Source organism: Nonomuraea sp. NPDC005730 (assembly GCF_040630865.1).
Taxonomy (GTDB): Bacteria; Actinomycetota; Actinomycetes; order Streptosporangiales; family Streptosporangiaceae; genus Nonomuraea.
In genome coordinates this window covers 56109-82490 of the sequence record NZ_JBEXYK010000009.1, presented here as the reverse complement: position 1 = coordinate 82490, position 26382 = coordinate 56109, and the positions used below count along the sequence as shown (strand labels likewise).

The following is a 26382-nucleotide window of genomic DNA, read 5'->3' as shown; positions in this document are numbered from 1 at the left end:
CCGTGCTCTTCGTCAGGTCTTCAGAGAGATCATGTCTTCACATCCTCATATCGTGCTGCCCTGGGTGGTGCGGCGCACCCGCCTGCCCCTGCTCGTCCTGCGCTGCGTGGCCTGCCCATCCGGGCGGGCCACCGTCGGTGACGGCCGGTTCCGCGTCAACGCCAACGGCAAGCTGCTCGACGTCTGGCTCCTGGTCAACTGCGTGGCCTGTGACCGGACCGGCAAGCTCACCGTCCACGACCGGGTTCCGGTCCGCTCACTGGACGCCGGCCTGCTGGCGGGGTACTCGGACGACTCGCCGTCCCTCGTCGCGCGGGTCCTGCTCGACCCGTCGACCGCCCGCCGGAACCGGTACGCGTTCGACTGGGACGGGTGCTGGGAGCTCGACGCGCCGCCCGTCCCCGAGAGTCCGTGGCCCGTCCGGATCACGGTCGCCTTCGACGATCCCGTCCCGCTGCGTCCCGAACGGCTGATCGGCCTCGGGCTGGGCGTCGGCCGGGACGAGGTCGCCCGCCGAATCAAGATCGACATCCCACCGAATCGGAGGACGAAACAGGACTTTTCCTTTCTTCTGATGTGAGTCGAAGCTGTCGGCCCGGCGGGCGGTCGTCCGCCCGCCAGGCGCGGGACAGCAGGTGTCCGACGAGGGCCGCGGCGAGGCCGGCCAGCCCGGCGGCAGCGAAGCCGCCACCTGGCAGTGCGGCGTCGATCGCCAGCCCGGCGATCGGCGATCCGAGCGCGAAGCCCGCGCTCGCCGCCGACGCCTGCAGGCCCGTGGCCTCGCCCCGTACAGCGGCCGGCGCCAGCCGGCTCACCGCGTCGGCCACCGTGGACAGGGTCGGCGCGGTGAGCAGCCCGGCGCCGACGACGGCCAGGCACAACCAGCGCCAGTCGTGGGCCAGCCCGGCGGGGATCGTCAGCAGCCCGAGCAGCCCGAGCAGCAGCCACGTCGGCAGCGGACGGCGCAGCGTGCCGTAGACCAGGCCGCCGGCGACGGAGGTCACGCCGAACACGGCCACGACCGCGGCGGCCCGGGACACCTGGCCCGCCTCCTTGAGCGTGGCCACGATGGCGAGGTCGATGCCGCTGAGCAGCACCATGGCGCCGAACCCCATCGCCAGCATGGCGACCATGCGGCGGTCCAGCCACTCCCGGCGCGCCGGACGTCCGGGCGAACCGGTCTCCGCCTCGCCCTCGGCCCGCAGCGGCGGATCGAGCAGGGCGACCCCGATCCCGCCGGCCGCGATCACCGCTCCGAGCCCCCACGCCACCGCCTGGGGGGACAGCTCCGCCGCGCAGAGGATCACCACCGGCGGCCCCACCATGTACGCCAGCTCGCCCTGCACCGACTCCAGCGCGAACGCGGCCCGCCGCTGACCCGGCGTCGTCATGGCGGCGATCGCCTGCCGGGCCACCGCCCCGACCGGCACCATCAGCAGCCCCGCCACGAAGGAGGCGCCCAGCAGCACCGCGTACGGCAGGGCGGGCACGCTCGCCCAGAACACCACCTGCGCGGTGACGGTGATCGTGAGCACGGTGCGCAGCCCCCGCCGGTCCGTCATGCGCCCCAGCAGCGGCCCGCTCAGTGCCACCCCGGCGGTCAGGGCGGCCGCGACGCCGCCCGCCGCCACATAGCCCAGGTCCAGGCTCAGCACGACGTACATGGTCAGCGCGGTCACGTCGGCGGTGATCGCGGCACGGGCGAGCAGCGAGACGCCCAGCAGCGCCGCCATCCCCGGCACGGCGAGAACCTGTCGGTATCCGGTCACCCGGGCGACGCTAGGTCATCATCGGAGGCCATAGGAAGACGTTGTTTCGTTGGAACCGCCATAATGAATGCTTATGGCCAAGGATCTGGAGACGGCGTTGCTGCGGTCGTTCGTCACGGCTGTGCGGGCGGGCAGCATCAGTCGCGCCGCGACCGCGCTCGGGCACACCCAGCCCGCACTCAGCCAGCAGTTGCGCAAGCTGGAGAGCGCGGTCGGCCGCCCGCTGCTCCACCGGTCGCCGTCCGGCGTCTCGCCGACCCGGGCGGGGGAGGAGCTGCTGCCCTACGCCGAGCGCATCCTGTCGCTCTCCGCACAGGCGCTCACCGCGACCGGGCGCGCGCTCACCGGCCGCTGCGGCGTCGGCCTGCTGGAGGACCTGGCCGCGGCACAGCTGCCGCAGGCCCTCGCCGACCTGGCCCGGCTGCACCCCGGCGCGACGCTGGAGGTGCTGAGCCTCTCCGGCGTCACGACCCGGGAGGCCTACCACGCGGGCCGCGTGCAGCTCGTGCTCGACGAGGCGAGCGACCTTCCCGGGCCGCCGCGCTGGACCGTGCGGCGGCCGCTGGTGTGGGCGGTCGGCCAGGGCGTCGACCCGGCCGCCGATCCGCTGCCGGTGGTGCTGTTCACCGGGACGTGCGCGTGGCGTACGTCGGTGGTGGACACGCTCGACCGCACCGGCCGGCGGTGGCGGCCGGTGTTCGAGAGCAACAGCCTGGCCGGCGTGCTCGCGGCGCTGCGGGCCGGGCTCGGGGTCGCCGCGCTCATGCCCGGCAACCTCGAACCGGACATGGCCTGCTACGACCAGGACGCCCTGCCCGCCCTGCCCGACGTCGAGCTCGGCCTGGCCCGGCATCCGCAGACCGAGGGCGATCCGCTGATCGACGCCGTGGAGACCGCGCTGCGACGCATGATCTGAGCGCGTCGGTCTCAGAACACCAGGGCGATCTTGCCGTTCAGCCGGCCGCGCCGGAAGTGCTCGTGGGCCGCTCGTACGTCCTGCAGGCCGTACTGGGCCTCGACCCGGGCCCTGACCTGGCCCGCGTCGACGGCCTTGGCCAGCTCGGCGAGGCCGGGGCCGTCCTCGCGCACCTGGTTGACGGTGGTGCGGACCGATCGATGAGACAGGTCGGGCACCGGCCCGGCCTGGGTGGCGACGGAGGCGTAGCGGCCTCCGTCGGCCACGGCCTCGACGGCGAAGGCGCCGAAGGTGTCGAAGACGGCGTCGTAGGCCCCCGCCGGAAGGGCGGCGGGGTCGGTCGTGACCCGGTCGGCCCCCAGCTCGGTGGCCACCTCGACCTGGGCCGGTCTGGAGACCAGCGCGTCCACTCGCGCGCCGCGCGCCCGCGCCAGCTGGACGGCCAGCCCGCCCACCGCGCCGGCCGCGCCCGCCACCAGCAGCCGCTCGCCCGCCCGGACGGCCAGCCAGTCGAGCGTCTGCAGCGCGGTGAGCCCCGGCAACGGCAGCGTCGCCGCCTCCACCAGGCTGACCGCCGACGGCGCGACGGCCAGCGAACCGACCGGCATGGCCACGAGGTCGGCCCACGTCCCCCGGCCGGTACCGAGCTGATGGGACATGCCGAAGACCCGCTCACCCACGGGCAACGCATCGTCCCGGCTGTCCACGACGATGCCGGCCAGTTCCCATCCCAAGGTCATCGGCAGCGGAGGGGCGCCATCTCCGATGGCTCCCTCACGGGTCTTGTCGTCAACCGGGTTCAGGGCCGAGGCGACGACCCTCACCAGCACCTCGCCGTCCCGGGCCCGGGGCGGCGGCGCCTCGGCGACCGTCAGGACGTCCGGGCCGCCGAAGCGGGTGATCCGCACAGCACGCATGTTCAACTCCTCGATATTCGCGACAAACGGGATGGCGGTTACCGGTCGAGCAGCCCCAGGACCGGCAGCGCCGCGGCCAGTCGCGGGTCGGCCTGCGCGGCTTCCTCCAGGGCGGTCCTGAGCGTCGCCTCGTAGGTGACGTTCGCCTCGGCGTAGCGGGCCCGGCCCGCGTCGGTGATGACGGTGTAGACCCCGCGCTTGTCGTCCGGGCACAGGTCCCGGTACGTGAGGTCCGCCGTGTTCAGCCGGGTCACCAGCCGGGTCACGGAGCTCTGGTTGAGCCCGATCCTGTCGGCCAGCTCCTGCATGCGCAGCTCGCCGGCGTCCGAGGTGGCGAGATGGCCGAGCGCCCGGTACTCCGACAGGCCGATGCCGTGCCGCCGCTGGAGGGCGGTGGCCAGAGCGTTCTCCACGCGGGCGTGCAGCAGCAGGACGTCGTTCCAGGAGCTGGACACCGCCGAGGGCGCCGGGGCCGGGCGTGGGCTGGGTGCCGTCGGAGCCATGGGAGCCTCCTCCTTCTCTGAGGACCCGGGTCTCTCGGACGCGGGATTGACAAAAGCATACATGCACATGCAAGCTTCTCTCTGTCGCCCAACCGCTTGCACGTACATGCAAATAAAGAAGGAACCTGAGATGGCCTGGATCTACCTGCTCATCGCCGCCGTCTTCGAAGTCGTCTTCGCCCTGGCCACCAACGCCACCGAGGGCTTCACCCAGTTGTGGCCGTCCCTGCTGACCGCCGCCGCCGCGGCCGGCGGGATCTTCTTCCTGAGCCTGGCGCTGAAGACCCTGGACGTCGGCGTCGGCTACACCGTCTGGACGGGCATCGGCTCGGTCGGCACCGTGCTGCTCGGTTCGGTGATCTTCGGGGAGGAGCTGACCGTCTGGAAGGGGCTGGCCTTCGTCCTGATCATCGGCGGTGTGCTGGGGCTCAAGCTCGCCGACCACCTGTCCGCCGCCAAGCCCGCCGCCGCCGAGCCCGCCACCACCGAGCCCGCCGCAGTCTGACCATCCGCCCACCACTGCCCAAGGAACGTCATCATGGCCTGGATCTACCTCTCCATCGCGATCGTCTTCGAGATCGGCTTCGCGCTCGGCACCAACGCCACCCAGGGCTTCACCCGGCTGTGGCCCTCCGTCTTCACCCTGCTGTCGGCCGCCGGCGGCATCTTCACCCTGAGCCTGGCCCTGAAGTCCCTGGACGTCGGCGTCGGCTACACCATCTGGACCGGCATCGGCTCGATCGGCACGGTCGTCCTCGGCGCGCTGATCTACAAGGAGAAGATCACGCCGGCCAAGCTCGCCTCGTTCGCCGCGATCATCGGCGGCGTGGTGCTCCTCAAGATCGCCGCAGGCGTCTGACCTGCGGCGCGGGCGGCGCGGGTGGCGCCGGCGGGACGGGCGGGCCCTGGCCGCGGAGCCGGTCCATCTGCCGCCACTCGGGCCGAAGTCCCGTCAGGCTCGTGGTGAGGGCGTAGACCGCCCCACCGGCGAGCAGCACCGGCGTCAGCCCCGCGGCAGCCACCAGCGCCCCGCCCACCAGCCCGCCGAGCGGGATGCCGGCCCAGGCGAGAGAGTCCTTCAGCGCGTTCACCCGGCCCAGCAGGCTCCGGGGCACCCGCTCGTAGGAGATCGCCCCGAGGATCGGGTTGAGGAACCCGCCGGCGAACCCGCCCACCGCGAACACCGCCACCATGGCCCACACCGGCGCGTCCACCGCCAGGACGAGGAACCGGGGCGGCCCGGCGAGCAGGAACGCCACGAAGAAGACGGGCCTGCGTCGCATCCGGTGCGCCACGGCGGCCGCGACCAGGCTGCCGCCGACCGCCGTCAACCCCATCACGCTGCTGTTCAGGCCGACCACGGCGGCGCCGTGACCGGACTCCCTGGCCCACACGAACACCAGCACCTGACTGAAGGCCGCGTCGAGCAGGTTCGTGATGCCGACCATGACGACCACGGACAGCAGCAGCGGTTCGCCGCGCAGGAACGTGAAGCCCTGACCGAACCGCCGCCAGTACCTCTCCTCCGCCTCCTGCGCCTCCTGCGCCGGCGCGCGGTGCCCCATGCCGCGCGGCAGCGCCCACGCCACGATCACCGAGCCGAGCCCGAAACAGGTGACGCTGATGCCGAGGCTGGCCAGCGGTCCGAGCAGCGCCACCACCGCACCGCCCGCAACGGGCCCCACCGTCTGGGCCAGCCGCTCGGTCACGCCCATCAGCCCGGTGGCGCGTTCCAGCGGCACCCGTCCGCGCTCGGCCGCCTCGGGAATCATGATCTCCTTGGCGAGGTCGCCCGGACCGCGGGCCGCGCCGACCACCGCGACGAGGGCGAGCAGAGCCCCCAGCGGCAGCCGGTCCAGGGCGTGCAGGAGGACGACCGCCCCGGCCGCCGCGGCGCTCACCACGTCCCCGACCCAGGAGATCCGGCGCGGCCCGACCCGGTCGGCCAGCGGCCCGGCCAGCGCCTTGACCAGCACGTACGGGGCCATCTCGGCGAACGCCACCATCCCGGTCCGCGCCGGGCTCCCGGTCGTCGTCAGGACGAACCAGGGCAACGCGATGGCCGACACCCGCGTCGCGGTCAGCGACACCGTCATGGCCGCGAGCAGGCCGGCCATCGGGCGTAACGACTCGCGCGACGCCATCACGCGTCCTCGGGCGACTCGGGCAGCTCGGGCAGGAGCTGGGTGATCAGCGAGACCCGCGCGGCCCCTTCGGGCGCCGGCTGGCCGGGCGTGTCTCGGCGGTAGCGGTCGACGACCTCCGTCAGCTCCTCGCGCAGCCGCCGCCCCTCCTCCGGGGTGATCCGCAGCGCGACGGAGCTGAGGTCGAGCACCCGCCGCCACTCCGCCGGCATGGTCGACAGCTCGTTCAGCGTCCGCTGGGTGCGCAGGCTGTACAGGGCGGCGATGGACTGCATGTAGGCCAGCACCGCCTCGGGCTCCCGCTCCGCCAGCTCGTCGTCGCTGAGCCGGGTGACGTGGTGGACCGAGCGCCACCAGCGCTCGCGGGCGTTGCCGCGCTCGGTGTCCTCCGCCACGAACCCGGCGGCGCCGAGCCTGCGCAGGTGGTAGCTGGCGGTGCCCGAGTTCACCCCCAGGCGTTCGGCCAGGCGGGTGGCGGTGGACGGGCCGTGTTTGCGCAGCAGGTCCACGAGTTGCACCCGTACCGGGTGGGCCAGTGCCCGCAGGCCCTTGGCGTCGAGGACGACCACGCTCTCGGAGGGTTCGGTCATGCCTCGAACCCTAGACCGCAAACAGTTCTTCGCAAAGACTTGTTCGCGAAGAACTGTTTGCAATCAAGGTCGCGGAGATCGTGCGGCCCCTACGCCGGTGGTGGCATCTCGATGCCGGTCCGGCTGACGGAGGCGCTCTTCGTCAGGACCCGGAGCACGTCGCGGCGCACGCGTTCGCACCGGCCGCGCATGGCCTCGCGGGCGCCGCCCGCGTCCCGGGCGCGCAGGCGCTCGTGCACGCCCGCCAGTTCCCCGGGCGGGCTCGCCACCTCCGGTGCGATCAACGCGGCCATCCGCAGCACCCGCTCCAGCTCGTCGAGCACGCCGACGATCGCCTTGGCGTAGCGGTTGTTGCCGCTGGAGTCGGCGATGACGGCCTCGAACTCGATCCCGGCACGCAGCGACTGCTCCAGGTCGGCCTCGCCCGCCGCGAGCGCGAGGGGCACCTCGGCCAGCTCTTCGAGCCGCTCCAGCGCCGGGCCCGCGACGCCGCGGCGCGCGGCGGCGGCGGCGCTCTCGCCGGCCAGGAGCGTGCGCAGCGCGCACAGGTCGTCGGTGTCCTGGAGCGTGATCGGGCTGACGACGTAACCGGCGCGCGGCAGCGCGTCCACGAGCCCGTCGCGCCGCAGGCGGGCCAGGGCCTCCCGCACCGGCGTCTTGCTCATCTGCCACTGCCGCGCGAGCGACGCCTCGCTGAAGCTGCTGCCCGGCGGCAGCGTCAGGTCGATGATCTGGCGCCTGATCGCCCGGTACGCCTGGCCGGTGCGGTCGAGACCGGTGTCCTCCTGGCCGACCAGCAGCAACGCGGGAAGGTGCGCCATCGCGCCGGTCACGGGGTGGAGCGGCCGGGACGCCCCCCGCCCGTCCGCGATCAAACCTGCCACTCCGCGCACGACACCACTTCGAACCCCCGGCTCGGGAAGACGGCGTCGACGAAGAAGTCGTGCAGCGCCGGATCGCCGTCGCCGCAGCCGTCGCTCAGCACCGTCACCTGGTAGCCGCGGTCGGCCGCGTCGTAGCAGGTCGCGGCCACCATCGCGCTGGTGGCGACCCCGGCGACCGCCACAGTGGTGACACCCCGCGCGCGGAGCACCAGGTCGAGGTCGGTGCCGGCGAAGGCGCTGCCACGGCGCTTCAGCACGACGACGTCCTCCTCGGCGACCGGCAGGGCGAGCTCGGTTCCGGCCGACCCCTCGTGGAAGGTGTCCCCGGCCTCGAAGAACGACTTCATCAGCGCGCTGCCGGGCGGCACGTCGGCCCCGTTGGCGCGGAAGGCGAAGTGCACGAACACCACCAGGACGCCGGCCGCGCGGGCACGGGGCAGCAGTTCGGTGAGCGGCGGCACGACCTGCCGGGCGAACGGGTAACCGCCCGTGATGCCCCGCTGGATGTCGCCGATGAGGAGTGCAGTGGTCACGACATGCTCCGTCCAGTGTCTCCGGCGAGCGCGACGGCCCGCGCCCCTATCCGGCCAAACTGGGATCACAGTAGGCAGAAGTTGAGATATCAGCAACCGGGCCGGGGGCCGGCCGTCCACCGACGCGCCGGAATCGTGCGGATCGTGGCGCTAACGTCACCCGCCATGGAGGAACTGTCCGGCACCGGGACGGCCGGTGCGGCCCCACCCGGTCGTCCCGGCACGCGCTGACTCGGATCCCTGATCTCGTCCGACGCGTGCTGCGCCCGCTCCGCTCCTGATGCGCAGCCCGGAAGGGTGGCCTTCGCGTGCCGTTGATCTTCCTGGCCTATGTGGCCCATGTCTCCATCGCCCTGCCCGACAACGTGGGCGGCATCACCTGGCCGTCGGTACGGCTCGACCTCCGACAGCCGGTCGAGGCGCTGGGTTTCGTCGTGCCGTTCGGCGTCGCGGGGTACGTCGTGTCCAGTTCTCTGTCGGGAGGACATCCACTCACCGAGTAGCTGAGGGTGAGGCGCTTGGAGCTGCTCAGAGAGCTTGGAATTCGGCCAGTTCGCTCAAGCCGAAGTCCGATTTCAGGTCACGCCAGACCGAGTGGGCATGGTTGCCATTCCGCTGGGTGTGGTTGTACTCAACCAGGATGCCAGCGCCTTGAACCCGGTAATAGTGCGGTTCACCCTCGTCAGCGCTTCCCGCCCAGGCGAAATGGATCTGGTCGAGCATGGAGTCGAGGGCATGATGGGCGTCGTGCGCGGCAGCGAGGTCGTGAGGGGCACGCCCGGTGTAGCGGCTGAGAAGGCGCCGTAGTAGGTGACGTTGTTCGGCGTCCAGGTCCCGGGCGCTGACGCCTTGGGGTGGAATGGTGATCGCCACGCGTGCGTGGTCGGCTTCGGTGTATCCGCTGCTCGTTTCCGCCTGGCGGTCGATCTCGTTGACGAGTTCGTCCAGCGCGGGGTCAGGGAACGGTCTTCTCCACAAATCCTGCATATGAATCATCGTGTCGCCATGGCACACCTGCGGCCGGTTGCCGGAGACGATGTCCGACACCGCGGAAGTATGGAGAAGCGCCTGCCGAAACTGGCTGTCACTGAGTGTCCGTAACAATTCACGGGCTGCCTCCTCGACCCCTTGAAGAGGCCGCAAAGAGCCTCCTAGCAACTCGGTCCTGGCCGGATCGGCGCCGATGAAACAGGGCGTGGTAGCGACGGCCTTACCGTCGATGATCACATTGTTCAGTGAGATGTGGTGGCCTCCGAACCGCCACGCCCAGACGCGGTCGCCAGGCCTGCCGAAGAGCCTGAGCCAGTACTGACCCGGATCCCGGCCGCGCCGGCGGCCCAGAGCGGACCCCCAGCCCTCGACCTGGTCCAGGATGTTCTCCATTCCCATCACCGTGGCGACGATGGCGAAGCCTTCTGTCGACAGCCCGGTGGCCACCAACTGCATGGCCAGGCTCTGCTGACGGGCGTCCTGTTCACGAATGGCGAGTCCGCCGTGATCCGTGGGGGTGTAGAACCAGCGCAGCCGTTCCGTCTCCGCTGCCGCATCCATGGGGGAAGCCCATGCGGCCAGGGCCAACTGGCGGTCGTTCAGGGAGCTCAGCCAGGCGGTGGCAGCACCCGTCATGGCGATCGCCGCCTTCTCGCGCGCATGTGTCATGGAGTCAGGCACGGAATGGACGTTCTCGCCGACCATGCGGGCTCCCTCGCTCACCGGAACTGCGGTCCAGCCTCGAAGACGCGGCGTTGCTCAAGGACTTTGGAACCAACATCTCACTGGTTCCGTTCTACTGCCATACGGGTTCGCGGGCTGGGGGTTGGACGTGATACTCAACGTTGTGGCGATCGGCTTGTCCGTCCTGGCGCTGCTGAGCTCGGTCTACTTCGCCTTCCAGCAGGTGTCATCCATGAGGCGCGCCAACTACGTTCCGGCGTACCTGGCCTTGCTCGACGTCTTCCGGTCGCCGACGTTCCATCAACACCATCGGTATGTCGTTCAGCGGCTCGGAGCCGAACACGACCCCGAGCTCGGTATCTCCGGCCTTCCCATGGAAGCCCAGGAAGCCGTTTACGACGTCGCCTTCTTCCTGCACAACTTCGTGATTCTGGAGCGGCTCGGCATCATCGACGACCGGTACCTGATGACGCTCAACGACAGAGTCGTTCGAACCTGGCAGGCCATCGCTCCGTTCGTGCACCGCGAGCGCGAGATGGTCCCGCTACCTCATTTGCTGCAGATCCTTGAGGACCACGCGGCGGTGGCCGCCACGATCCCACCGGACTCGGGCCGAAGTTTGCTTCGGCCCCTGATCAAGTAACTGCTGCCTGATCACAGCATGATCGCGAGTTCGGCGTTCGCCTGATGACGCGAAGAACCCCTGGTAGACGGGTGGATCACCACAATCAACGCCGTCACCACCAGGGGCTCCTGATCTACCTGCACAAAGGCGAGACGTACAACGAGCTCGCCTCTGGGTTCGGCGTATCGGTGGCCACCGCCTGGCGGTACGTGGAAGAGACCGTAGCCCTGCTGCGCGCCCGCGCCCCCAAGCTTGACCGCGCCTTACGCAACGCCGCGCGAGACGGCCTGCACTACCTGGTGCTGGACGGCACGCTCATCCCCATCGACCGCGTGCGCGCCGACCGGCCGTACTACTCGGCCAAGCACCGCATGCATGGGATGAACATCCAGGTCATCGCCTCTCCAGACGGCACGATCATCTGGACCCCCGGCTCGCTGCCGGGCAGCACCCACGACCTGACCGCCGCTCGCATCTGGGCCGTCCTCCGCGCGCTGGCGCAGGCTGGCATGCTGACCCTGGCCGACAAGGGCTACCAAGGCGCCGAAGGCCCGATGGCCACACCGTACAAGGGCCACGACAAGCCCCTGTCACAAAAGGCGGCCAATCGCTCCCACGCCCGGCTCTGCAGGCCCTGGGAACGCGCCAACGCCCGGCTCAAAGGCTGGCGCATCCTCCGCAAGCTTCGCTGCTGCCCGCACAAGGCAGGACAGCATGCAAGGCGATCGCCGTCCTGCAGAACTACGAGCTCACCCACGGATGAAAGGCCTCAGGGAGGGCGCATCCCCATTCGTCCCTGGCCGGTGAGGTGGATGCGCAAATCCGCGCTTCGCTGGTAGGGCATGACGAACAACCTGGTGCTGGGCCGGCTCAACGTGGTGCAGGCGGCGTTGAGCCTGCTCTCACCCAGGCGTGCAGCGGGACGTGATCAGACCACGTGCTCCGGGCGTAATCGACGAAGCATTTCCGTACGCGGCCCTCGCCGGCGAACACGTAATCAATCTTCCGCTTGCGGGTCACGTAGGTCCAGCGCCGGCGCGGGTCACATTCGTCGCGGCCCTTGTAGGCCGCGGCGGCGTCGCGCGGCACAAGGTTGAGGTCGCCGCCGATCACACCCCGGCCGAGCTTGAACAGCTCGCGCAACTGGATGTGGCGGTAGGGCCTGCCCTTCTGCCTGTCGTCGTAGCTCGATCCCGACGAGAAGTGCGCGGTGCAGAACGCCCGGTCGGCCGTGCAGACGGCGTACCTGCGGGCTCCCCACGGCGGCGAGGTCAGCGCGTGCACGACGAGGCCGGTGTCCGCTCCGGCCACGGCCAGGGTGACGCTCAGCACCCCACGCGGCCTGCCATTTCTGTCGGGCAGGCACTGGTACGGGGAGCCGTCCGAGTACATCAGCCCGGCCGACCGGACGCTCCAATTCCGGCCGGTACGGCGTTCGAGCTCGTGTTCCAGGTCGGCGTCGGCGCCCGTGCAGAACTCCTGGAGGAAGACCACGTCCGCCTCGGTCGCCAGCACTGCCACGTGCCAGGCCAGCTCGGCGTTCGAGCGGCGAAAGAGCGCGCACCCGGCGTTGGTGCCCGCACAGACGTTCCACGTCATCACGTGGAGGAGAGGGGGCTGTGCCGGTACGGACAGGTTCGGTAACAACAGCCCGGCGATCACGAGCTGGCTGATCATCATCACCGAGATCCCTCCACACATGATCCGAGCCGTCAAAGACCGCTCAACCGGCACATCTGGCAACCAGCAGCCTATTGGTCTTCATGGGGTCAGACCCGGGCGTACGAGCTGCCGAGAGCCTCTTCTCATGCCAACCCGTCCCGGTTCTCTCCTGCTGATCAGCCCGATCAGGTTGAAAAAGCCTCAAGGTTCACACTTAGGGGTCCGGGCCAGTTGGGCTGATGGGCTGGACGTTGCCCAGGGCGCGTGAGTGCAAGCCGGAAGGCATTGAACACCCTCGTTGCAGGCGCCGGGTAGGAGTGCAGATGGCGACGTCCGCGGCGGCGGGGGCGGTGCTGCCCGGCGCGGTCGCGGGCGCGCCGGTCGGGGCGGTCGGCGTCATCGGCGTGTTCCTCGTCGTCCTGGCGGGTGCGATGTGCCTGCCGCACAGGCGGCTGTGAGCGCGCCGGGGCCGGGGCGGTGTCCTCGGCCCCGGCGCGCGGGCTGCCCGGGTCAGTTGCCCCAGACCTGGACGGGGCGCAGGTAGGCGGTGTCGTACACCTGGTCGGCGCCGCCGGGCCCGCCGTTCGTGTGCGGCCCGTACGGGTCGTTGACGACCCACCTGCCGTCATCGGTGTAGCCCTTGATCAGGACGATGTGCCCGGCGGAGGTCATCTGACCGGACACGGCGACGAGGTTGCCGATGTCGATCTGGTTCCGGACGAAGTCCGGGTTCCAGCCGCTCTGCTTGGTCCAGCCGGTGTGCCGGTTCATGTATCCGAACATGTCCGCCCAGACCGCGCCGTACTGCGGGTCGTAGATCGCGCCGTGCGCTCCCTTCCACGAGCCGTTGCCGGAGTAGTCGGGCGCGGTCCAGGAGAACGTCGAGCCGTTGTAGTCGTACTGGTCGGTTATGTAGAGGCCGTAGGGCGAGTAGTGGCGTCCGCCGTAGTTCACCCACAGGCCCCGTTCGCCCAGCTGGTAGCCGGCCAGCGTCATGACGGCGGTGGTCGGGCCGCACGAGCCGCGCCCGTCGAACTCGTCCCGTGTGTCGTAGATCTGGTTGATGTGCACGGCGCGGTTCGTCCGGCCGCCGGCCGGCGAGCGGGACACGCCGTCCAGGCTCGCCGCCGCGAGCGGCTGCGCCACGCCGCGGGCCACCGCGTCCGCCCCGACGGTGCGCTCCCCGAGCCGGGCCGAGGCCAGCCGCACCCGGTCGCCGTCGAACCCGTCGATCCCGAACTCCGACGTCACCCCGCTGACCACGCGTACGGGCGCGCCGCCCGACACCCGGGCCACGAAGGTGCCCGACTCCTCGCGCGTACGGGCGGCCGTCGCCGCCGGGTCGGCCGCGGCCTTCGACTGGGACGCGCACGGCTGGGCGGCGTAGGCGAGGCGGTCGCCGTCCCCGCTCCACACCGCCTCGCGGTAGGCCGTCCCGGAGCTCGCGCCGTACGTGGCCACGGTCCGGCCGTCGAGGTCGGCGAGCCCGAGTTCGGAGCGTCCCGAGCACAGGTACGGCCCGGACCGCCGGATGAAGCTGACGAGCTGACGCTCGCCGTTCACCAGGCGGAAGTCGGCGTAGACCTGGCCGTGGGCGGGGTCGCTCGCGATGAGCGGCGTCACCGAGCCGTCGGCGAGGGCGACGCGCAGCAGGCTCGCCGCGTACCGCCGGTCGTCGCGGGCGTCGGGGTAGGCGGCCACGAACGCCGCGCTCGCGTCGCCCGACAGGCCCACCACCTCGACACGGGCGCCCGGGATCGCGGCGATCCGGCGTCCGGGCGCCTCGGCGGAGCCCGCGTACAGGTCGGCGCCGGCCTGCCCGGCGACCGTGTACGCGAGCCGGGTGCCGTCCGGGGAGAAGGCGGCGGAGACGACCTCGCCCCGGACGAGGGTGCGGGTGCGCCCGGTGCGGGTGTCGTAGGTCATCAGGCGGCTGCCGCGGGAGCCGTCGTGGTCGGGGATGACGGCGACGTGGCCGGGGCCGGCGGCGGTCACGACGCCGTCCGACCTCTCCGGTTGCGCGAGGTGGACGCGGGCCTGGCCGCCGATCAGCACGTCGAACCCGTCACCCGTTCGTAAGGTGCTGACGTTCTGATCGGTGGCGGCGGCGTGCGCGGCGGTGGCGCCGGTCAGCGCCGTCACCGCGGTCAGCGCGGTGACGGCGGCCGCCGCCAGGAGTGATTTCCGGCATTTCCTGAGCTGGAGTGACATGACCGTCCTTCGGTAGATCGCGGAATTCGCTCCCAAAGCGTGAACCGCGGCCCCCGTCGAAGGCACGTCGTCAAAATGTCTGACCGTGATCAGTGGTCGTGGGTGGTTCGGGGGACATGGCCGGTGTGGTGGAAACACCTGTCATGCGCGATCGGCGTCCGGGGCCCATCCTGCGGTCGTGAGGGGCAGGCCGGACAGCAGGCGGTCGCGCAGTACGTCCCCGCGGACGCCGATCTCGGGCAGGTCGTCGGGGCCGGGGGCGCCGCTGACCAGCAGTTCGGGCACGAGGAGGTCACTGAGCGGGACCTCGGGCGTCGGGTCGGCCAGGGCGCCGACGGCGGCGCCGGACAGGTCGAGGTAGGCCGGCGTGAGGGCCCTGCCGTGCAGGGTGCCGGCGACCAGGTCGGGGCAGAACTCGTTCCAGAAGATCGAGACGGTGGTGCGCAGGTCGCCATGGATCATCACCAGCTTGTCGGTCATGTCGCCGACGAACGTCTCGGCCGTCACGTGGCCGCGCACGACCAGCTTGGCGTCACCGGCCAGGTAGACGTTCCGTGCCCGCAGGTCGCCCAGGACGATCAGCGCGGCGGAGCCGTCGTCCACGTCGGTGACGTTGCCGTCGACGACCAGGTCGCCGTCCACGATGTAGCCGGTCGCGGCGTCGGGCGTGCCCTCCTGCCAAGGCGTGCGCTCGTGCTCGTCGAGGGGGAGTTCGCCGGTCACCGTGGCGGGACCGGGCACGAGGATGTACTCCTCCGCGTACAGGTTCCCGTACGTCTCCTTCGGCAGGCCGCGCCGCTCGAACAGGTCCACCGCATCGTCCCAGGCGAGATATGTCGATCGCATGCGCGTGACCCTAGCAACGAAGCCGGGTGGTATCCGCCGGGCGCGGTCCCGGCTCGGAGCAGGGGAGAGGAGACCGTCCATGAAGATGTTCCAGAACCTCGACCCCGAGCTCGCCGCCGCGCTCGTCCACCTCGACCTGCCCGAGACCGGTGCCCGCGGTTACAGCCTCGAAGAGCTGGCGCGGGTGCGGGCGCGCATGGCCGCGGCGCGGCGGGCCGCCCTCGTGCCCGACCCGGCGGTCACGATCGAGGACGTGTGGGTGCCGGGGCCCCCGGGCGGCCCTGAGCTGCGGTTACGGGTGCACCGCCCGGCCGGTGAGCCGGACGGGCCGCTGCCCTGTGTCTACTGGATCCACGGCGGCGGCATGACGTTGGGCCAGCCGGAGCAGGACGACCGCGTGGCCGCCCGGTTCGTCCGCGAGCTGCGGTGCGTGGTCGTCTCCCCGGACTACCGCCTCGCCCCGGAACACCCCGACCCCGCCCCCGTCGAGGACTGCTACGCCGGGCTGGTGTGGGTCGCCGCCGCCGGGCCCGGCGTCGATCCCGCCAGGATCGCGATCGGCGGCGCGAGCGCGGGCGCGTGCCTGGCGGCCGGGGTGACCCTGCTGTCCAGGGACAGGCGCGGCCCCTCCCCGGTGTTCCAGGCGCTGAGCTCGCCCATGCTGGACGACCGGGCCGGCACTCCGTCCATGACCCAGTACGAGGACGTCCTCGTGATCGACCGGGCCTACATCGTCGAGTCGTGGACGGCGCTGCTCGGCGACCGCCGCGCCACCGGCTCCGTCGGCGGCCACGCCGCCCCCGCCCGCGCGCAGGACCTGTCCGGCCTGCCACCGGCCCTGGTGGACGTCGGCGAGCTGGAGGTCTTCCGCGACGAGGCCATCCTGTACGCCATGCGCCTGGCCCAGGCCGGCGTGCCGACCGAGCTCCAGGTCTACCCCGGCGTCTTCCACGGCTCGGAGAAGCTGGTCCCGGACGCCGAGATCACCCGCCGCGCCGTCGCGAACCGCGTCTCCGCACTGCGCCGGGCCTTCCGGTGACCGTCCACCGCCTCGCGCGCGGGGCTCGTACGATGTCGGGGTGCGGTCAGTTGCGCCGGTTCGCGGTCATATGCCCGGATGGGAGATCACCGTCCCGTCGCGGCCCGGCGGCCTGCCCGGGGTCGTCATGGCGGGGTTCAGCGACCGGGCCAACGAGTTCCGCGACCTCGCCCTGGTCCCGCACCCCTCGGTCACCCTGCTCTTCGACCTCGGCGACGAGCCGTTCGTCATCGAGGACGACCGCGGCTCGCGCCGGCTCGGACGTGTCGTCGCCGGCCTCGCGCCCCGGCAGGTGCGGGGGAGCGGGCTGACCCGCCGGATGGAGTGCCTGCAGATCCGGTTGTCGCCGATGGCGGCGCACGCCGTCCTGGGCGCGTCCGCCGAGCTGAGCGGCACGGTGGTCGCGCTCGACGACCTCTGGGGGCGCGAGGCAGAACGCGTCCAGGAGCGGCTGCGGGCCGCCCGGTCGTGGGAGGACCGGTTCGCGATCGCGCGGGACGCGCTGGCCAGGCGGGCCGACGAGGGCAGGCCCGCCGATCCGGAGGTCGCCTTCTCGTGGCGGCGGATGGCGGCCAGCGGCGGGCGGGTGCCCGTCGAGCGGCTCGCCGCCGAGGCCGGCTGGAGCCGCAAGCGCCTGTGGTCCCGGTTCCGGGCCCAGGTCGGCCTCACGCCCAAGCGGGTCGCCCGGCTCATCCGCTTCGACCACGCGGCCCACCGTCTCGCCGCCGGTGAGCGGGCCGCCCTGGTGGCGGCCGAGAGCGGTTACGCCGACCAGTCGCACCTGCACAGGGACGTCATGACCTTCGCGGGGGTGACGCCGGCCGCGGTCGCGCTCTCGCCGTTCCTCGCGGTGGACGACGTCGCCTGGCCGTCCGGACGGTGAGGCGGCCGCCGGCGTGCTGGAGCCCGACGACGGCGGCGGCCGGCCAGGCGGCGGGGGCGACCGGTCGAAGTCGCCGGTGTCCTGGCCGCGCCGGATGACGTTCGAGGCGCGGCGGCACGACGTCGTGGGGGCCGTCGACCGGTTCCGCTCGCTGTCGGTCTGGCGGGGGGCGCCGCGGTGTGCGGGCCGCTCGTGCTCTTCCTCTACGGCAGGCGCGGGTGAGGCGCCGGGTCGTCGTGGGCGGCTCTGGTGATCTCGTGCACGGCGACCGGCCGCCCGTGGCCCGGAACCACCGTCTCGAACGCGAACCGCAGGCCGAGTTTGTCCATCACCCGGCGGGACCGCTGGTTGTCCACGTGACGGATGCTGACGATCCGGTCGAGGCCGCACTCGGCGAACCCGAACCGCAGCAACCTTCCGGCCGCCTCGGTGGCGTAGCCGTTGCCCCAGTGCGGTCGTCCGAGCCGCCAGCCGATCTCCACGGCGGGGAGGATCTCGGGGAGGAACGCGGGCACCGTCAGGGCGACCCAGCCGGCCGTCAACCCGGTCTCGCGCACGACGACGGAGAGCGGGCCGTGGCCGCGTTCCTGCCATTCCCGGCGGGCGCGCGCGATCCACGCCGCCGCGCGGTCCCGGTCCGGCGGCAGGACGGAACCGTCGCCGATGTACCGCATGACCTCGGGATCGGCGTTCATGGCGGTGAAGGAAACGAGGTCGTCGTCGTCCGGTAGACGCAGGAGCAGCCGGTCGGTCGTCATGGGGATCACCCGGCGATGATGCCAGACCCGGGCGGCGCGGGCGGTCCCGGCGCGGCCCGGCGGCGCAGGGCCCGCCACGTCGCGAACGCCGCGTACGCGCCCAGGACGGCGCTGAGCGCGAGCACCAGGCCGGCACCGGCGACCACCCGTGCCCCGGTGAGCACCGGACCGCCTCGGTGTCGTGGCGGTCTTTCGGGGGGTCTTCAGGGTGTGCGGGAGCGGTGAAGGGCCAGGGCGACGAGCGGGCCGGCGGCGAGCAGGAGCGCGAGGGCGGCGTAACCGTAGGTGAGGGAGGCCAGGGTGGCGACGCCGGCCACGAGCAGCGGGCCGCCGGCGTCGCCCAGCTCCCGGCCGAGTTCGGCGGCGCCCATGGTCTGGCCCATACGTTCGGCGGGGGTGCGGGCGGCGAGGGCGGCGAACCCGAGCGGGGTGATGAGCCCCGTCCCGGCCCCGATCAGCACGGCGGCCGACAGGATGCCGGCCAGGCCGGGCAGCATGGCGCAGGCCAGCCCCGCCGCGGTGACCAGCAGCCCGCCCAGCAGGCCGGTACGGGCCGACAGCCGCTCTTCGTCGAGGGCCCGTCCGGCCCTGGGCTGGACCACCGCCGCGCACGCCGCCAGGACGGACACCGCCGCGCCGGTCGCGACCGTGCCGAGCTCGGCGGCCCGGCCGGACACGGGCAGGAAGCCCACACCGACCGACAGCGCGGCGGTGGCTCCGGCCAGGGCGGCGGTCGGCGCGAGGAAGGCCGGATCGGCCAGGCGCCGCGCCAGGTCCAGCACCGTCTGGCGGACCTTGGGCAGCGGCGGCACCGCGGGCACGGCCAGCACGGCCCATACGGCGACCGCCGCGCCCAGCACGGTCAGGACCGCGAACAGCAGCCGCAGGCCGCCCGCCCACACCAGCACGCCGCCCAGCAGCGGGCCCAGGGTGTAGCCGATCGACTTCCAGAAGCCGTAGCCGCCGAAGGCCCGGCCGAGCTTGGCGGCCGGATTGAGCCTGGCCACCAGCGCCGAGGCCGACGGGGAGAACGCCGAGGCCGCCGCTCCCTGGCCCAGGCGGGCGGCCCACAACCAGCCGGGGGTGTCGGCGACGACGTAAAGGCCGGAGGCGATCGCGAACGCCACCAGCCCGCCCACCAGCACCGGACGGGCGCCGACGCGGTCGGCGAGGCTGCCGAACAGCGGCTTGAGCAGCACCTCGGCGCCGTCGTACAGGGCCAGCAGCGCGCCGAGGACGAGCAGCGAGGTGACCGCGTCCGTGGAGAACCCGCCGAGGTTGGCGGCGATGCCGTGCGCGCCGAACGCGGTGGTGAACCCGGCCGCGTACAGCGGCCACATCCGCCGCCGCGCCGCCGCGGGCGACCCCCCGGGGGGCACTGAAGGTGGCCCGGAAGGTGGCCCGGGGGGTGTCACGCCGGCGGCCGGTCGAGTCTGGCGGCCACGGCGTCGAGGACCCACTCCAGGCCGGTCGCGAAGGACTCCTCGGCGTCCACCTCCGTGCCGTCGTGCACGAACTTGGCCAGGGTGGGGTAGCGGCCCGTGGCCAGCATCCTGCTCACGTGCGGGCCGTAGGCGCGTTGCCAGTCGAGCTTGGACAGACCCGTGGCGCGCTCGGCCCGCAGGCCGGCGATCTCGCGCCTGATCGCGCCGGTCATGTACGCGCCGACGGTCCGCACGGCGTGCATGACGGTGTCGAGGTCGGCGTGGCCGTCGAGGGCGGCCAGCGTGCGTTCGGTCACGGCGAGGGCGTTCGGGCCCAGGCTCGGACGGCCGCCGAGCAGGTCGGCCAGCCATTCGTGACGGAGGGCGGCCTGCCTGGTGCGGACCGCGTGGCCGCGCAACGCCTCCCGCCAGTCGCCGGGCCGCCCGTCGGGGAGGATCTCGGCGTGGACCTCGTCCACCATGAGGTCGAACAGCTCCTCCTTGGTGGAGATGTATCCGTACAGCCGCATCGGGCCGACGTCGAGCCGGGCGGCGACCTTGCGCAACGACACCGCCTCCAGCCCGCCCTCGTCGGCCAGCGCGACGGCGGCGTCGACGATCCGCTGCCGGTCGAGCGGCGCGGGTCGGGTCGGCGGCTCCGGGCGGTCCCACACAGTCATGGATACATCGTAGTGTTGCGATACAGCGTCTCGGCCAAATACAGTGTATCGACATGAGACATCGTATCGCTGTAGTGGGAGGCGGCCCCGCGGGCCTCACCTTCGCCCGCGTCCTGCACCGCCATGGCCACCCCGTCACCGTCTTCGAACGCGATGCCGCGCCCGACGCCCGTCCTCCGGGCGGCACGATCGACCTGCACGAAGGGATGGGCCAGCGCGCGCTGGACAAGGCGGGGCTGCTGGCGGAGTTCCGGGCGCTGTCCCGTCCCGAGGGGCAGGCCATGCGCATCCTGGCCCCGGACGGGGCCGTGCTCCGCGACTGGCGGCCCGGTCCGGACGACGTGGCAAATCCGGAGATCGACCGCGGGCAGCTGCGTGACCTGCTGCTCGGCCCCTTGGACGTCCGGTGGGGACACGGCGTGACGGAGGTGGCGCCCGGAACCCGGGACGGCGTGCCGGTCCGTTTCGCCGACGGGCGGCAGGAGACGTTCGACCTCGTGGTCGGTGCGGACGGGGCCTGGTCCCGGGTCCGCCCGGCGGTCTCCGCCGCGACGCCGCACTACACCGGCGTCACCGCGGTCGAGACCTCGCTCGACGACGTCGACACCCGCCACCCGGACCTCGCCCGGCTGATCGGCGACGGTTCCCTGGCCGTCTACGGCGTCAACCGCGCCATCGTCGCCCAGCGCAACAGCGGCGGCCACGTCAAGGTGTACGCCCAGTTCCGCGCGCCGCTGGACCGGCACGCGGGCACGGACGGCGTGGAGGCCGTGCGGTCCCGCCTGCTGGCGCTGTTCGAGGGCTGGGCCGACCCCGTGCTCGACCTCCTGCGCCACGGCACCGCGTTCGCCGACCGTCCCCTCTACGTCCTGCCCGTCTCCCACACCTGGACCCACGTCCCCGGGGTGACGCTCCTGGGGGACGCCGCCCACCTGATGCCGCCCTTGGGGGTGGGCGCGAACCTGGCGATGCTGGAGGGCGCCGAACTCGCCGAGGCCCTCGCCGCCGCCCCCGGCGATCCGGACGAGGCCGTCCGCGCCTTCGAGGAGCGGATGTGGGAACGGGCCGGGAAGTGGGCGAAGATGACGGCGGACGGCCTGGAACGTCTGGTCGGCCCGGATCCCGCCACGGCCCTCGCCGTCTTCGACGAGGTCCAGTCGTCCTGACCGGTGACTAGCCGACCGGCTCTGCCGCGCCGGTCCGCGGAAGCCGGTCGTACGGAACGGCGTGCCGGGTCCGGCCGCGGACGCCGGTGGTGGTCGTGGCGGTGAACAGGGAGTTGAGCAGCGCCTCCTCCACCGCGTCCATGACCCCGGCGAACAGCGGGTTCAGGCCGGCGTCGGGCAGGCGAGGGAGCTCCGGCGGCGCGGTGGTGAAGGCGATGGCGTAGTCGCCGCTCCCGTTGGAGTACGACGCCCCGACGCGGCCCATCGCGAAGATCGCCCGGCGGGCCAGCCGGGCGAGCTGACGCGCGTCGAGCGGCGCGTCGGTGGCCACCACGATCATGCAGGAGTTGCCGATCGGCTCCTCGTTCGCCGCCCCCGGGACGAGCTCTTCGACCGGCATCGGGACGCCCCCCACGGTCAGCACGCCGCCGAAGTTCGCCTGGACGAGCGCCCCGACCGTCACCGCTGCCCCCTCGGCCACCGGCCGCCGGGACGAGGTGCCGATGCCCGCCTTGAAGCCCAGCGCCGTCGTCCCGGTGCCCGCTCCCACGCATCCTTCGGCGGGCAGCCCGCCGGACGCACCCTCCAGCGCGTCGAGCACGTGCCGTTCGGTGATCGGGCGGCGCCGGATGTCGGACAGGAAACCGTCGTTGGTCTCGCCCACGACCGGGTTGAAGGAGATCCCCTCCGGGCTGCGCTCCATCAGGTACGTGAGCAGCGCGTCCGCCGCCCGGAACGCCGACAGCGTGGCGGTCAGGACGACGGGCGACTCCAGCACGCCGAGTTCGTCGATCTGGGTGGAGCCGACCAGTTTGCCGTATCCGTTGCCGGCGTACACGGCCGCGGGCAGCGCCCGCCGTTCGGCGGTGAGCTGACGGGGAACGATGGCGGTGACCCCGGTGTGCAGATCGGCGCCGTCGTCGAGGGTGGTGTGGCCGACCAGGACGCCTTCGACGTCGGTGATCGCGTTCAACGGCCCGGTCGGCAGGGCGCCGACGACGACGCCCAGTTCGCGCGCCCGCGCGCGTCCCCTGGTGGCTGCGGTGAGGTGATTGTCCATAATGTTCCCATTGTCGGGGCTCCGCTCCGCCTACCTGGCCGGAGGACCACCCGTCCACCGACCGCACGGGACCGGAAGGGGCGAATGACGGCCGGCCGATGCACGCACGACCTCGAACTCCACGACGACGTCGTGATCAAGCGCTACGCCTCGTGGGGGCGGGGAGAACCGCGCCGGGAATGGCAGGCGCTCACCCTCCTCGCCCGACACGCCCCCGGCCTCGCCCCTGCCCCCGGTGCGGGCCGCGCTCGACGGTCGTCCGCCGATGATCGTGATGAGCCGGCTGCCCGGCCGCGTCCTGCGCGGCGAGCAGGCCACCGACGAGCAGATCCAGGCGTTGGCCGGCGCCCTGAACCGGCTGCACCGGCTTCCGCGCCGGGTGGTGGAAACGGTCGGGCCCGCCCCCCTGGGGGCCCGTGGCGGCCGTGGCCGACGGCAACCGCGCGAACTACCTGTGGGACGAGCACGACCGCCGCGTCCGGCTCGTCGACTGGGAGGACTCCGGCCGCAACGATCGCGCCTTCGAGCTGGGCGAGCTGTGCGAGCACATCTCCCGCCTCGACGGCCCCCTGGCGGTTCAGGCCGCGCGGGTCCTGTGGTTGCTCGGTTAGGGACGGCCCGTTCGGCGCCGTCAGAGCAGGGTGCCGCCCGAGGCGTCCAGCCAGTGGCCGGTGACCCAGCGGCTGTCGTCGCCGGCCAGGAAGGCCACCGCGTCGGCCACGTCCGCGGGGGTGCCCACGCGGCCCATGGGGGACAGCGACGACAACCAGGTCAGCGCCTCCCCGACGAGTCTGCCCTGGTGCATGTCGGTGTCGATGACGCCGGGCGCCACGGTGTTGACGGTGATCCCGCGCGGCCCGAGCTGCTTGGCCAGCGTCGAGGTGAGCACGTCGAGCGCGCCCTTGGACATGGCGTAGCTGATCGCCGTCGGCATCGCCGAGCCGCGGGTCAGCATCGTGGAGACGTTGACGATCCGGCCGCCGTCACGCAGCCGGGGAAGTGCGAGCTGGGTGACGAAGAACGGCGCGGTGGCGTTGACCGCGAAGAGCCGTTCGAACTGCTGTCTGGTGACGTGCTCGATACCGGGCTCGTCGTTCAGGATGCCGGCGTTGTTGACCAGGATGTCCAGCCCGTCGGCGCGTGCGTCGAAGGCGGCCCACAGGCGTTCGGCGTCACCGGGCGTGCCCAGCTCGGCCCGCAGGGCGAACGCCTGCCCGCCCGCCGCCTCGACCGCGGCGACGGTCTCCGCGGCGGCCTGGTCGTTGCCGCCGTAGTGGACGGCGACGCGCGCGCCGTCACCGGCCAGGCGCTGGGCGATGGCCCGGCCGATCCCTCTGCTCGCGCCGGTGACGAGCGCTGTCTTGCCATGGAGGTTGCTCATGATGGGTTCCTGTCGATCGGGATGAGTCACCCGAAGGCCGCGGGCGGGCGGGTGGCAGGCGTGCCGCTCGTTGCCCGCAGGGCGATCAAGGGGACTGGAGGAAGTCCAGGGTGGCCAGCTCGTTCACGGTCGTCTGCAGCTGGTCGATGCGGGCGCGGCCGATCCGGACGAGCTCCTCGCCCGCGGCGACCCACTGGCCGAGGTCGCGGGACAGGGGCGGGATGCCGGAGAGGATGTCGGCGCTCTCCTTGAGGGTGATGCCGACCCGCTGCGCGGCGAGGGCGAGCTTGATCCGGCAGACCGCGTCCACGGTGAAGCGGCGGGCGTTGCCGCTGTTGCGATGGCCGGTGATCACGCCGTAGCGCTCGTAGAAGCGGACGGCGTTGGGCGTCACCCCGGCGGCCCTGGCCACCTGCCCGACGGTGAGCGAGGCCGGGATCGCCTCGGAGCCGGGACGGGCGGTGACGGTCATGGCGCGCCCACCGTCCTCTCAGCCGACTCCCGCCGGCCCGCGATCGCCGAAGGCCGGGCCGGAGAGCGCAATCGTACGACGAGGGCCAGCGACATCACCACGAGGGCCGCCGCCTGGGTCAGCCGCAGGGCGTCGGTGACGGTGAGAGCCTGCGCGGCCCGGTCCGCCGCGTCCATCGCGGCCAGGGCCGCGAGCGACGCGCCACCGGTCATCGCGGCGGTCAGCGCCGTGAACAGCGCGCCGACCGCCACGGTGCCCATGCCGTTGGCGACCGTGCTCACCAGCGACAACAGCGCGGAACCCGAGGCCAGGTCGGGGCCGTGGAGGTTCCGGCTGGAACCGGACATCGTCGGCATCATGATCGCGCCGGTGCCCGCTCCCTGGAGGAGCGCGAACAGGCCGAGCACCGGATAGGGGGTGTCCGGCGCGAGGATGATCACCTGGACCACGCCCGAGGCGATCACGAGTCCGAGCCCGGTGCCGACGACCCGCCGAGGGCCGAGCCGTTCCAGCAGCCGGGCGGCGACCTGCAGGCTCAGGCCCATGCCGACCGCGCCGGGGATCATCAGCGCGGCCGTGACCGAGGCGCTGTCGAGACGCAGCGTCTGAACGTAGGTGGGCATCAGCAGGGCCGAGCCGAAGTAGGGGGCGGCGTACAGGGCGAGCACCGCGGCGCCCCGGCCGAACGTCGGATCGCCGAGCAGCCGGATCCGCAGCAGCGGTTCCGGACGCCTCAGCGCCCGCGCGCAGAAGGCCACGACCAGCACCGCGCCGGTGGCCACCGCGGCGATCCGCGTCCAGGCCGGGCTGTCCTGGGCACTGATGCCGTACGCCACCGCGACGATGCCGGGCACCAGCGACATCGCCCCCACCAGGTCCAGCCGGACGCGCCGGCCGCGCTCGGGGTCGGCCGGCAACCAGGCCGGCGCAACCGCGGCGGTCAGCAGCGCCAGCGGCACGGTGACGTAGAACAGCGCACGCCAGGAGCCGGCGCCCAGGAGCGCCGCGCCGAGCAGCGGGCCCAGGATCGGCCCGATCAACATCGGCAGCCCGGCGACCGCCGTCATCCGGCTGCGGCGTTCGGGCGCGACCGCGCCGAACCCGATCGCCATCCCCAGCGGCGCCATCAGGCCGCCGCTGAGGCCCTGCGCCGCGCGAGCGGCGATCAGCCCGTCCAGGCCGCCGGCCGCGCCGGCCGCGGCGGAGGCGACCGCGAAACCGACCAGCGCCGCCAGGTACACCCGCCGGGCGCCCCAGCGCGCGGCCAGCCCGGCGGCGAGCGGCATCGTCGCCACCATCCCGAGCGTGTACGCGGTGATGACCCATTGCACGGAGCTCAGCGACGCGCCGAACGTCGCCATCAGCGCAGGCAGCGCCACCACGACGATCGTGGCGTCCAGCACCGCCAGCAGCCCGCCGGCCATCAGGACGACCGCGGCGCGCAGCTCCGGCCCGGTCAGTCCGCTCACCGCCGACCGGCCAGGTCCGTGACGCGGACGGAACGCAGTGCCCGCGCCCACGTGCGCAGCTCGCCCATCGTCGTGTGCAGCGCCTGCGTCGTGCCCGGCGGAGGAACGAAACGGCCGTCGGCGTCCAGGTGCTCCCACGCCATCGGGATCAGCACCGACTCGCGGACCGTGGCGGCCCGCAGTTCGGGGAAGACCATGCGCAACTGCGCCACGGCCCTGACGCCGCCGGAGGCGCCGTACCCGACGAACGCGACCGGCTTGTACGCCCACTCGGTGAAGTGCCAGTCGATCGCGTTCTTCACCGCGGCGGGGAAACTGTGGTTGTACTCCGGTACGAGGAACACGAACCCGTCGGCGGAGGCGAGCGCGTCGCCGATCGGGGACGCGGCCCCTCCACCGGGCTGCAGCTCGTGCATCGGCAGCGAGACCGCGGCCAGGTCGATCATGTCGAGGTCGAGCCAGTCGATCGTGGTGAGCTCGCGCTCCAGCCAGGCGGCGAGCGGGTCGGCCATTCTGGGCCTGCGCACGCTTCCGATCACCACGGCGATCCGGAGGCGGCTGTCGGCGTTGTTCTCCGTCATGGCAGAGACGCTAGGAGTTCGCCTATGGGCGAACTCAAGTCGCCGAATTCGGGGCCGCGCCCCCTTCCAGACCGAATTCGTCAACACGGCGGTTACGCAGCGTCCCATCAGCTATACATCAGCTACCGCAGGCCGCCGACGAAGGGCATCCGCATGGCCAGAGCGCGCCGGAGAAGGCGTGCCGCCTCCGCCCCT

The 26382-nt window shown here is 72.5% G+C and carries 31 protein-coding genes and 2 pseudogenes; 13 read left to right on the top strand and 20 right to left on the bottom strand.

Translation table 11 applies throughout. From position 1 onward, the window contains the following. Window positions 1-52: 52 nt before the first annotated feature. Window positions 53-580 carry a DUF1062 domain-containing protein gene (locus ABZ444_RS14610; protein ID WP_357995844.1) on the top strand — a complete coding sequence of 176 codons (528 nt, stop codon included), beginning with the start codon at window positions 53-55 and terminating at the stop codon, window positions 578-580. Here the strand turns inward: ABZ444_RS14610 and ABZ444_RS14605 are convergent. Continuing rightward, the gene (locus tag ABZ444_RS14605) at window positions 519-1769 is read right to left on the bottom strand and encodes an MFS transporter (RefSeq protein ID WP_357995841.1); all 1251 of its coding nucleotides are present in this window, start codon (window positions 1767-1769) and stop codon (window positions 519-521) included. The genes ABZ444_RS14610 and ABZ444_RS14605 overlap by 62 nt on opposite strands. Window positions 1770-1842: 73 nt before the next feature. Between ABZ444_RS14605 and ABZ444_RS14600 the strand changes: the two genes are divergently transcribed. Further along, window positions 1843-2685 carry a LysR family transcriptional regulator gene (locus tag ABZ444_RS14600; protein ID WP_357995838.1) on the top strand — a complete coding sequence of 281 codons (843 nt, stop codon included), beginning with the start codon at window positions 1843-1845 and terminating at the stop codon, window positions 2683-2685. An 11-nt stretch (window positions 2686-2696) separates the two neighbouring features. On the opposite strand, the gene ABZ444_RS14595 is transcribed toward ABZ444_RS14600, so the two are convergent. Both ABZ444_RS14595 and ABZ444_RS14590 read right to left on the bottom strand, forming a co-directional pair. Beyond that, the gene (locus ABZ444_RS14595; protein ID WP_357995835.1) at window positions 2697-3602 is read right to left on the bottom strand and encodes an NADP-dependent oxidoreductase; all 906 of its coding nucleotides are present in this window, start codon (window positions 3600-3602) and stop codon (window positions 2697-2699) included. A gap of 38 nt (window positions 3603-3640) precedes the next feature. Beyond that, complete coding sequence (locus ABZ444_RS14590) at window positions 3641-4105, bottom strand: MarR family transcriptional regulator (protein ID WP_357995832.1); 465 nt, start codon at window positions 4103-4105, stop codon at window positions 3641-3643. Window positions 4106-4235: 130 nt separating this feature from the next. Here ABZ444_RS14590 and ABZ444_RS14585 point away from each other — a divergent pair, with 130 nt between their 5' ends. Together ABZ444_RS14585 and ABZ444_RS14580 are read left to right on the top strand one after the other, a co-directional pair. Further along, window positions 4236-4610, top strand: coding sequence for a multidrug efflux SMR transporter (locus tag ABZ444_RS14585; protein ID WP_357995829.1), 375 nt, complete (start codon window positions 4236-4238; stop codon window positions 4608-4610). A 33-nt stretch (window positions 4611-4643) separates the two neighbouring features. Next, the gene (locus ABZ444_RS14580; RefSeq protein WP_352330784.1) at window positions 4644-4964 is read left to right on the top strand and encodes a multidrug efflux SMR transporter; all 321 of its coding nucleotides are present in this window, start codon (window positions 4644-4646) and stop codon (window positions 4962-4964) included. On the opposite strand, the gene ABZ444_RS14575 is transcribed toward ABZ444_RS14580, so the two are convergent. The 4 genes from ABZ444_RS14575 to ABZ444_RS14560 all read right to left on the bottom strand — a co-directional run bounded on the left by ABZ444_RS14575 (window position 4942) and on the right by ABZ444_RS14560 (window position 8256). Then, on the bottom strand, window positions 4942-6249 hold the full coding sequence (locus tag ABZ444_RS14575; protein ID WP_357995825.1) for an MFS transporter: 1308 nt from the start codon (window positions 6247-6249) through the stop codon (window positions 4942-4944). The two genes, ABZ444_RS14580 and ABZ444_RS14575, sit on opposite strands and share 23 nt — an antisense overlap. Continuing rightward, complete coding sequence (locus tag ABZ444_RS14570; protein WP_357995822.1) at window positions 6249-6839, bottom strand: helix-turn-helix domain-containing protein; 591 nt, start codon at window positions 6837-6839, stop codon at window positions 6249-6251. Before ABZ444_RS14570 ends, ABZ444_RS14575 begins: the two co-directional genes overlap by 1 nt. 89 nt (window positions 6840-6928) lie before the next feature. After that, a complete protein-coding gene (locus ABZ444_RS14565) occupies window positions 6929-7723 on the bottom strand; it encodes a GntR family transcriptional regulator (protein ID WP_357995819.1) in 795 nt (264 codons plus the stop codon). Next, window positions 7711-8256, bottom strand: a complete 546-nt coding sequence (locus ABZ444_RS14560) for a cysteine hydrolase (protein WP_357995816.1) — start codon at window positions 8254-8256, stop codon at window positions 7711-7713. Before ABZ444_RS14560 ends, ABZ444_RS14565 begins: the two co-directional genes overlap by 13 nt. A 308-nt stretch (window positions 8257-8564) precedes the next feature. On the opposite strand from ABZ444_RS14560, the gene ABZ444_RS14555 reads away from it, so the two are divergent. After that, window positions 8565-8759: a hypothetical protein gene (locus ABZ444_RS14555; protein ID WP_357995813.1), complete on the top strand. Its 195-nt coding sequence runs from the start codon at window positions 8565-8567 to the stop codon at window positions 8757-8759. Window positions 8760-8784: 25 nt separating this feature from the next. Here the strand turns inward: ABZ444_RS14555 and ABZ444_RS14550 are convergent, their stop codons facing one another. Next, window positions 8785-9951: a DUF3500 domain-containing protein gene (locus tag ABZ444_RS14550; RefSeq protein WP_357995810.1), complete on the bottom strand. Its 1167-nt coding sequence runs from the start codon at window positions 9949-9951 to the stop codon at window positions 8785-8787. 142 nt (window positions 9952-10093) lie between these two features. Between ABZ444_RS14550 and ABZ444_RS14545 the strand changes: the two genes are divergently transcribed. Further along, on the top strand, window positions 10094-10573 hold the full coding sequence (locus ABZ444_RS14545) for a hypothetical protein (RefSeq protein ID WP_357995807.1): 480 nt from the start codon (window positions 10094-10096) through the stop codon (window positions 10571-10573). Between the two features lie 107 nt (window positions 10574-10680). Next, window positions 10681-11318 (top strand): annotated as a pseudogene (locus ABZ444_RS14540) (transposase family protein); the annotation flags it as partial. Between the two features lie 107 nt (window positions 11319-11425). On the opposite strand, the gene ABZ444_RS14535 reads toward ABZ444_RS14540, so the two are convergent. Continuing rightward, the gene (locus tag ABZ444_RS14535) at window positions 11426-12235 is read right to left on the bottom strand and encodes an endonuclease/exonuclease/phosphatase family protein (RefSeq protein ID WP_357995804.1); all 810 of its coding nucleotides are present in this window, start codon (window positions 12233-12235) and stop codon (window positions 11426-11428) included. Between the two features lie 305 nt (window positions 12236-12540). Between ABZ444_RS14535 and ABZ444_RS14530 the strand changes: the two genes are divergently transcribed. After that, window positions 12541-12675 carry a hypothetical protein gene (locus ABZ444_RS14530; RefSeq protein ID WP_357995801.1) on the top strand — a complete coding sequence of 45 codons (135 nt, stop codon included), beginning with the start codon at window positions 12541-12543 and terminating at the stop codon, window positions 12673-12675. A gap of 52 nt (window positions 12676-12727) precedes the next feature. On the opposite strand, the gene ABZ444_RS14525 is transcribed toward ABZ444_RS14530, so the two are convergent. Together ABZ444_RS14525 and ABZ444_RS14520 are read right to left on the bottom strand one after the other, a co-directional pair. After that, entirely contained in the window at window positions 12728-14428 is a 1701-nt protein-coding gene (locus ABZ444_RS14525; protein ID WP_357995798.1) for a C39 family peptidase, read from the bottom strand. Window positions 14429-14569: 141 nt separating this feature from the next. Next, complete coding sequence (locus tag ABZ444_RS14520; protein ID WP_357995795.1) at window positions 14570-15274, bottom strand: polymer-forming cytoskeletal protein; 705 nt, start codon at window positions 15272-15274, stop codon at window positions 14570-14572. A 79-nt stretch (window positions 15275-15353) separates the two neighbouring features. Here ABZ444_RS14520 and ABZ444_RS14515 point away from each other — a divergent pair, with 79 nt between their 5' ends. After that, window positions 15354-16313, top strand: a complete 960-nt coding sequence (locus ABZ444_RS14515; protein ID WP_357995792.1) for an alpha/beta hydrolase — start codon at window positions 15354-15356, stop codon at window positions 16311-16313. A 70-nt stretch (window positions 16314-16383) separates the two neighbouring features. Beyond that, entirely contained in the window at window positions 16384-17196 is an 813-nt protein-coding gene (locus tag ABZ444_RS14510) for a helix-turn-helix domain-containing protein (protein WP_357995789.1), read from the top strand. Between the two features lie 203 nt (window positions 17197-17399). Here ABZ444_RS14510 and ABZ444_RS14505 read toward each other — a convergent pair whose 3' ends face one another. The 4 genes from ABZ444_RS14505 to ABZ444_RS14490 form a co-directional block, all read right to left on the bottom strand. Continuing rightward, a complete protein-coding gene (locus ABZ444_RS14505) occupies window positions 17400-17954 on the bottom strand; it encodes a GNAT family N-acetyltransferase (protein WP_357996220.1) in 555 nt (184 codons plus the stop codon). A gap of 5 nt (window positions 17955-17959) precedes the next feature. After that, window positions 17960-18118, bottom strand: a complete 159-nt coding sequence (locus ABZ444_RS14500; protein ID WP_357995786.1) for a hypothetical protein — start codon at window positions 18116-18118, stop codon at window positions 17960-17962. 39 nt (window positions 18119-18157) lie between these two features. Then, window positions 18158-19294, bottom strand: a complete 1137-nt coding sequence (locus ABZ444_RS14495) for an MFS transporter (protein ID WP_357995783.1) — start codon at window positions 19292-19294, stop codon at window positions 18158-18160. Window positions 19295-19365: 71 nt separating this feature from the next. Continuing rightward, on the bottom strand, window positions 19366-20058 hold the full coding sequence (locus ABZ444_RS14490) for a TetR/AcrR family transcriptional regulator (RefSeq protein WP_357995780.1): 693 nt from the start codon (window positions 20056-20058) through the stop codon (window positions 19366-19368). Window positions 20059-20111: 53 nt separating this feature from the next. Between ABZ444_RS14490 and ABZ444_RS14485 the strand changes: the two genes are divergently transcribed. Then, complete coding sequence (locus tag ABZ444_RS14485; protein WP_357995777.1) at window positions 20112-21224, top strand: NAD(P)/FAD-dependent oxidoreductase; 1113 nt, start codon at window positions 20112-20114, stop codon at window positions 21222-21224. 7 nt (window positions 21225-21231) lie between these two features. On the opposite strand, the gene ABZ444_RS14480 is transcribed toward ABZ444_RS14485, so the two are convergent. Further along, complete coding sequence (locus tag ABZ444_RS14480) at window positions 21232-22284, bottom strand: P1 family peptidase (RefSeq protein ID WP_357995774.1); 1053 nt, start codon at window positions 22282-22284, stop codon at window positions 21232-21234. Between the two features lie 265 nt (window positions 22285-22549). Here ABZ444_RS14480 and ABZ444_RS14475 point away from each other — a divergent pair. Both ABZ444_RS14475 and ABZ444_RS14470 read left to right on the top strand, forming a co-directional pair. Next, window positions 22550-22795, top strand: a pseudogene (locus tag ABZ444_RS14475) (phosphotransferase); the annotation flags it as partial. After that, on the top strand, window positions 22701-22895 hold the full coding sequence (locus tag ABZ444_RS14470; RefSeq protein WP_357995771.1) for a phosphotransferase: 195 nt from the start codon (window positions 22701-22703) through the stop codon (window positions 22893-22895). The pseudogene ABZ444_RS14475 and the gene ABZ444_RS14470, both read left to right, overlap by 95 nt. 20 nt (window positions 22896-22915) lie before the next feature. Here the strand turns inward: ABZ444_RS14470 and ABZ444_RS14465 are convergent, their stop codons facing one another. The 4 genes from ABZ444_RS14465 to ABZ444_RS14450 form a co-directional block, all read right to left on the bottom strand. Next, window positions 22916-23665, bottom strand: coding sequence for an SDR family oxidoreductase (locus ABZ444_RS14465; protein ID WP_357995769.1), 750 nt, complete (start codon window positions 23663-23665; stop codon window positions 22916-22918). Window positions 23666-23750: 85 nt separating this feature from the next. After that, a complete protein-coding gene (locus tag ABZ444_RS14460; protein ID WP_357995767.1) occupies window positions 23751-24137 on the bottom strand; it encodes a MerR family transcriptional regulator in 387 nt (128 codons plus the stop codon). Next, window positions 24134-25606, bottom strand: a complete 1473-nt coding sequence (locus tag ABZ444_RS14455; protein WP_357995764.1) for a DHA2 family efflux MFS transporter permease subunit — start codon at window positions 25604-25606, stop codon at window positions 24134-24136. The genes ABZ444_RS14460 and ABZ444_RS14455 overlap by 4 nt, the downstream gene beginning before the upstream one ends. Beyond that, window positions 25603-26187 (bottom strand): NAD(P)H-dependent oxidoreductase, encoded by a 585-nt coding sequence (locus tag ABZ444_RS14450; protein WP_357995761.1) that lies wholly within the window; start codon window positions 26185-26187, stop codon window positions 25603-25605. Before ABZ444_RS14450 ends, ABZ444_RS14455 begins: the two co-directional genes overlap by 4 nt. Between the last annotated feature and the right edge of the window lie 195 nt (window positions 26188-26382).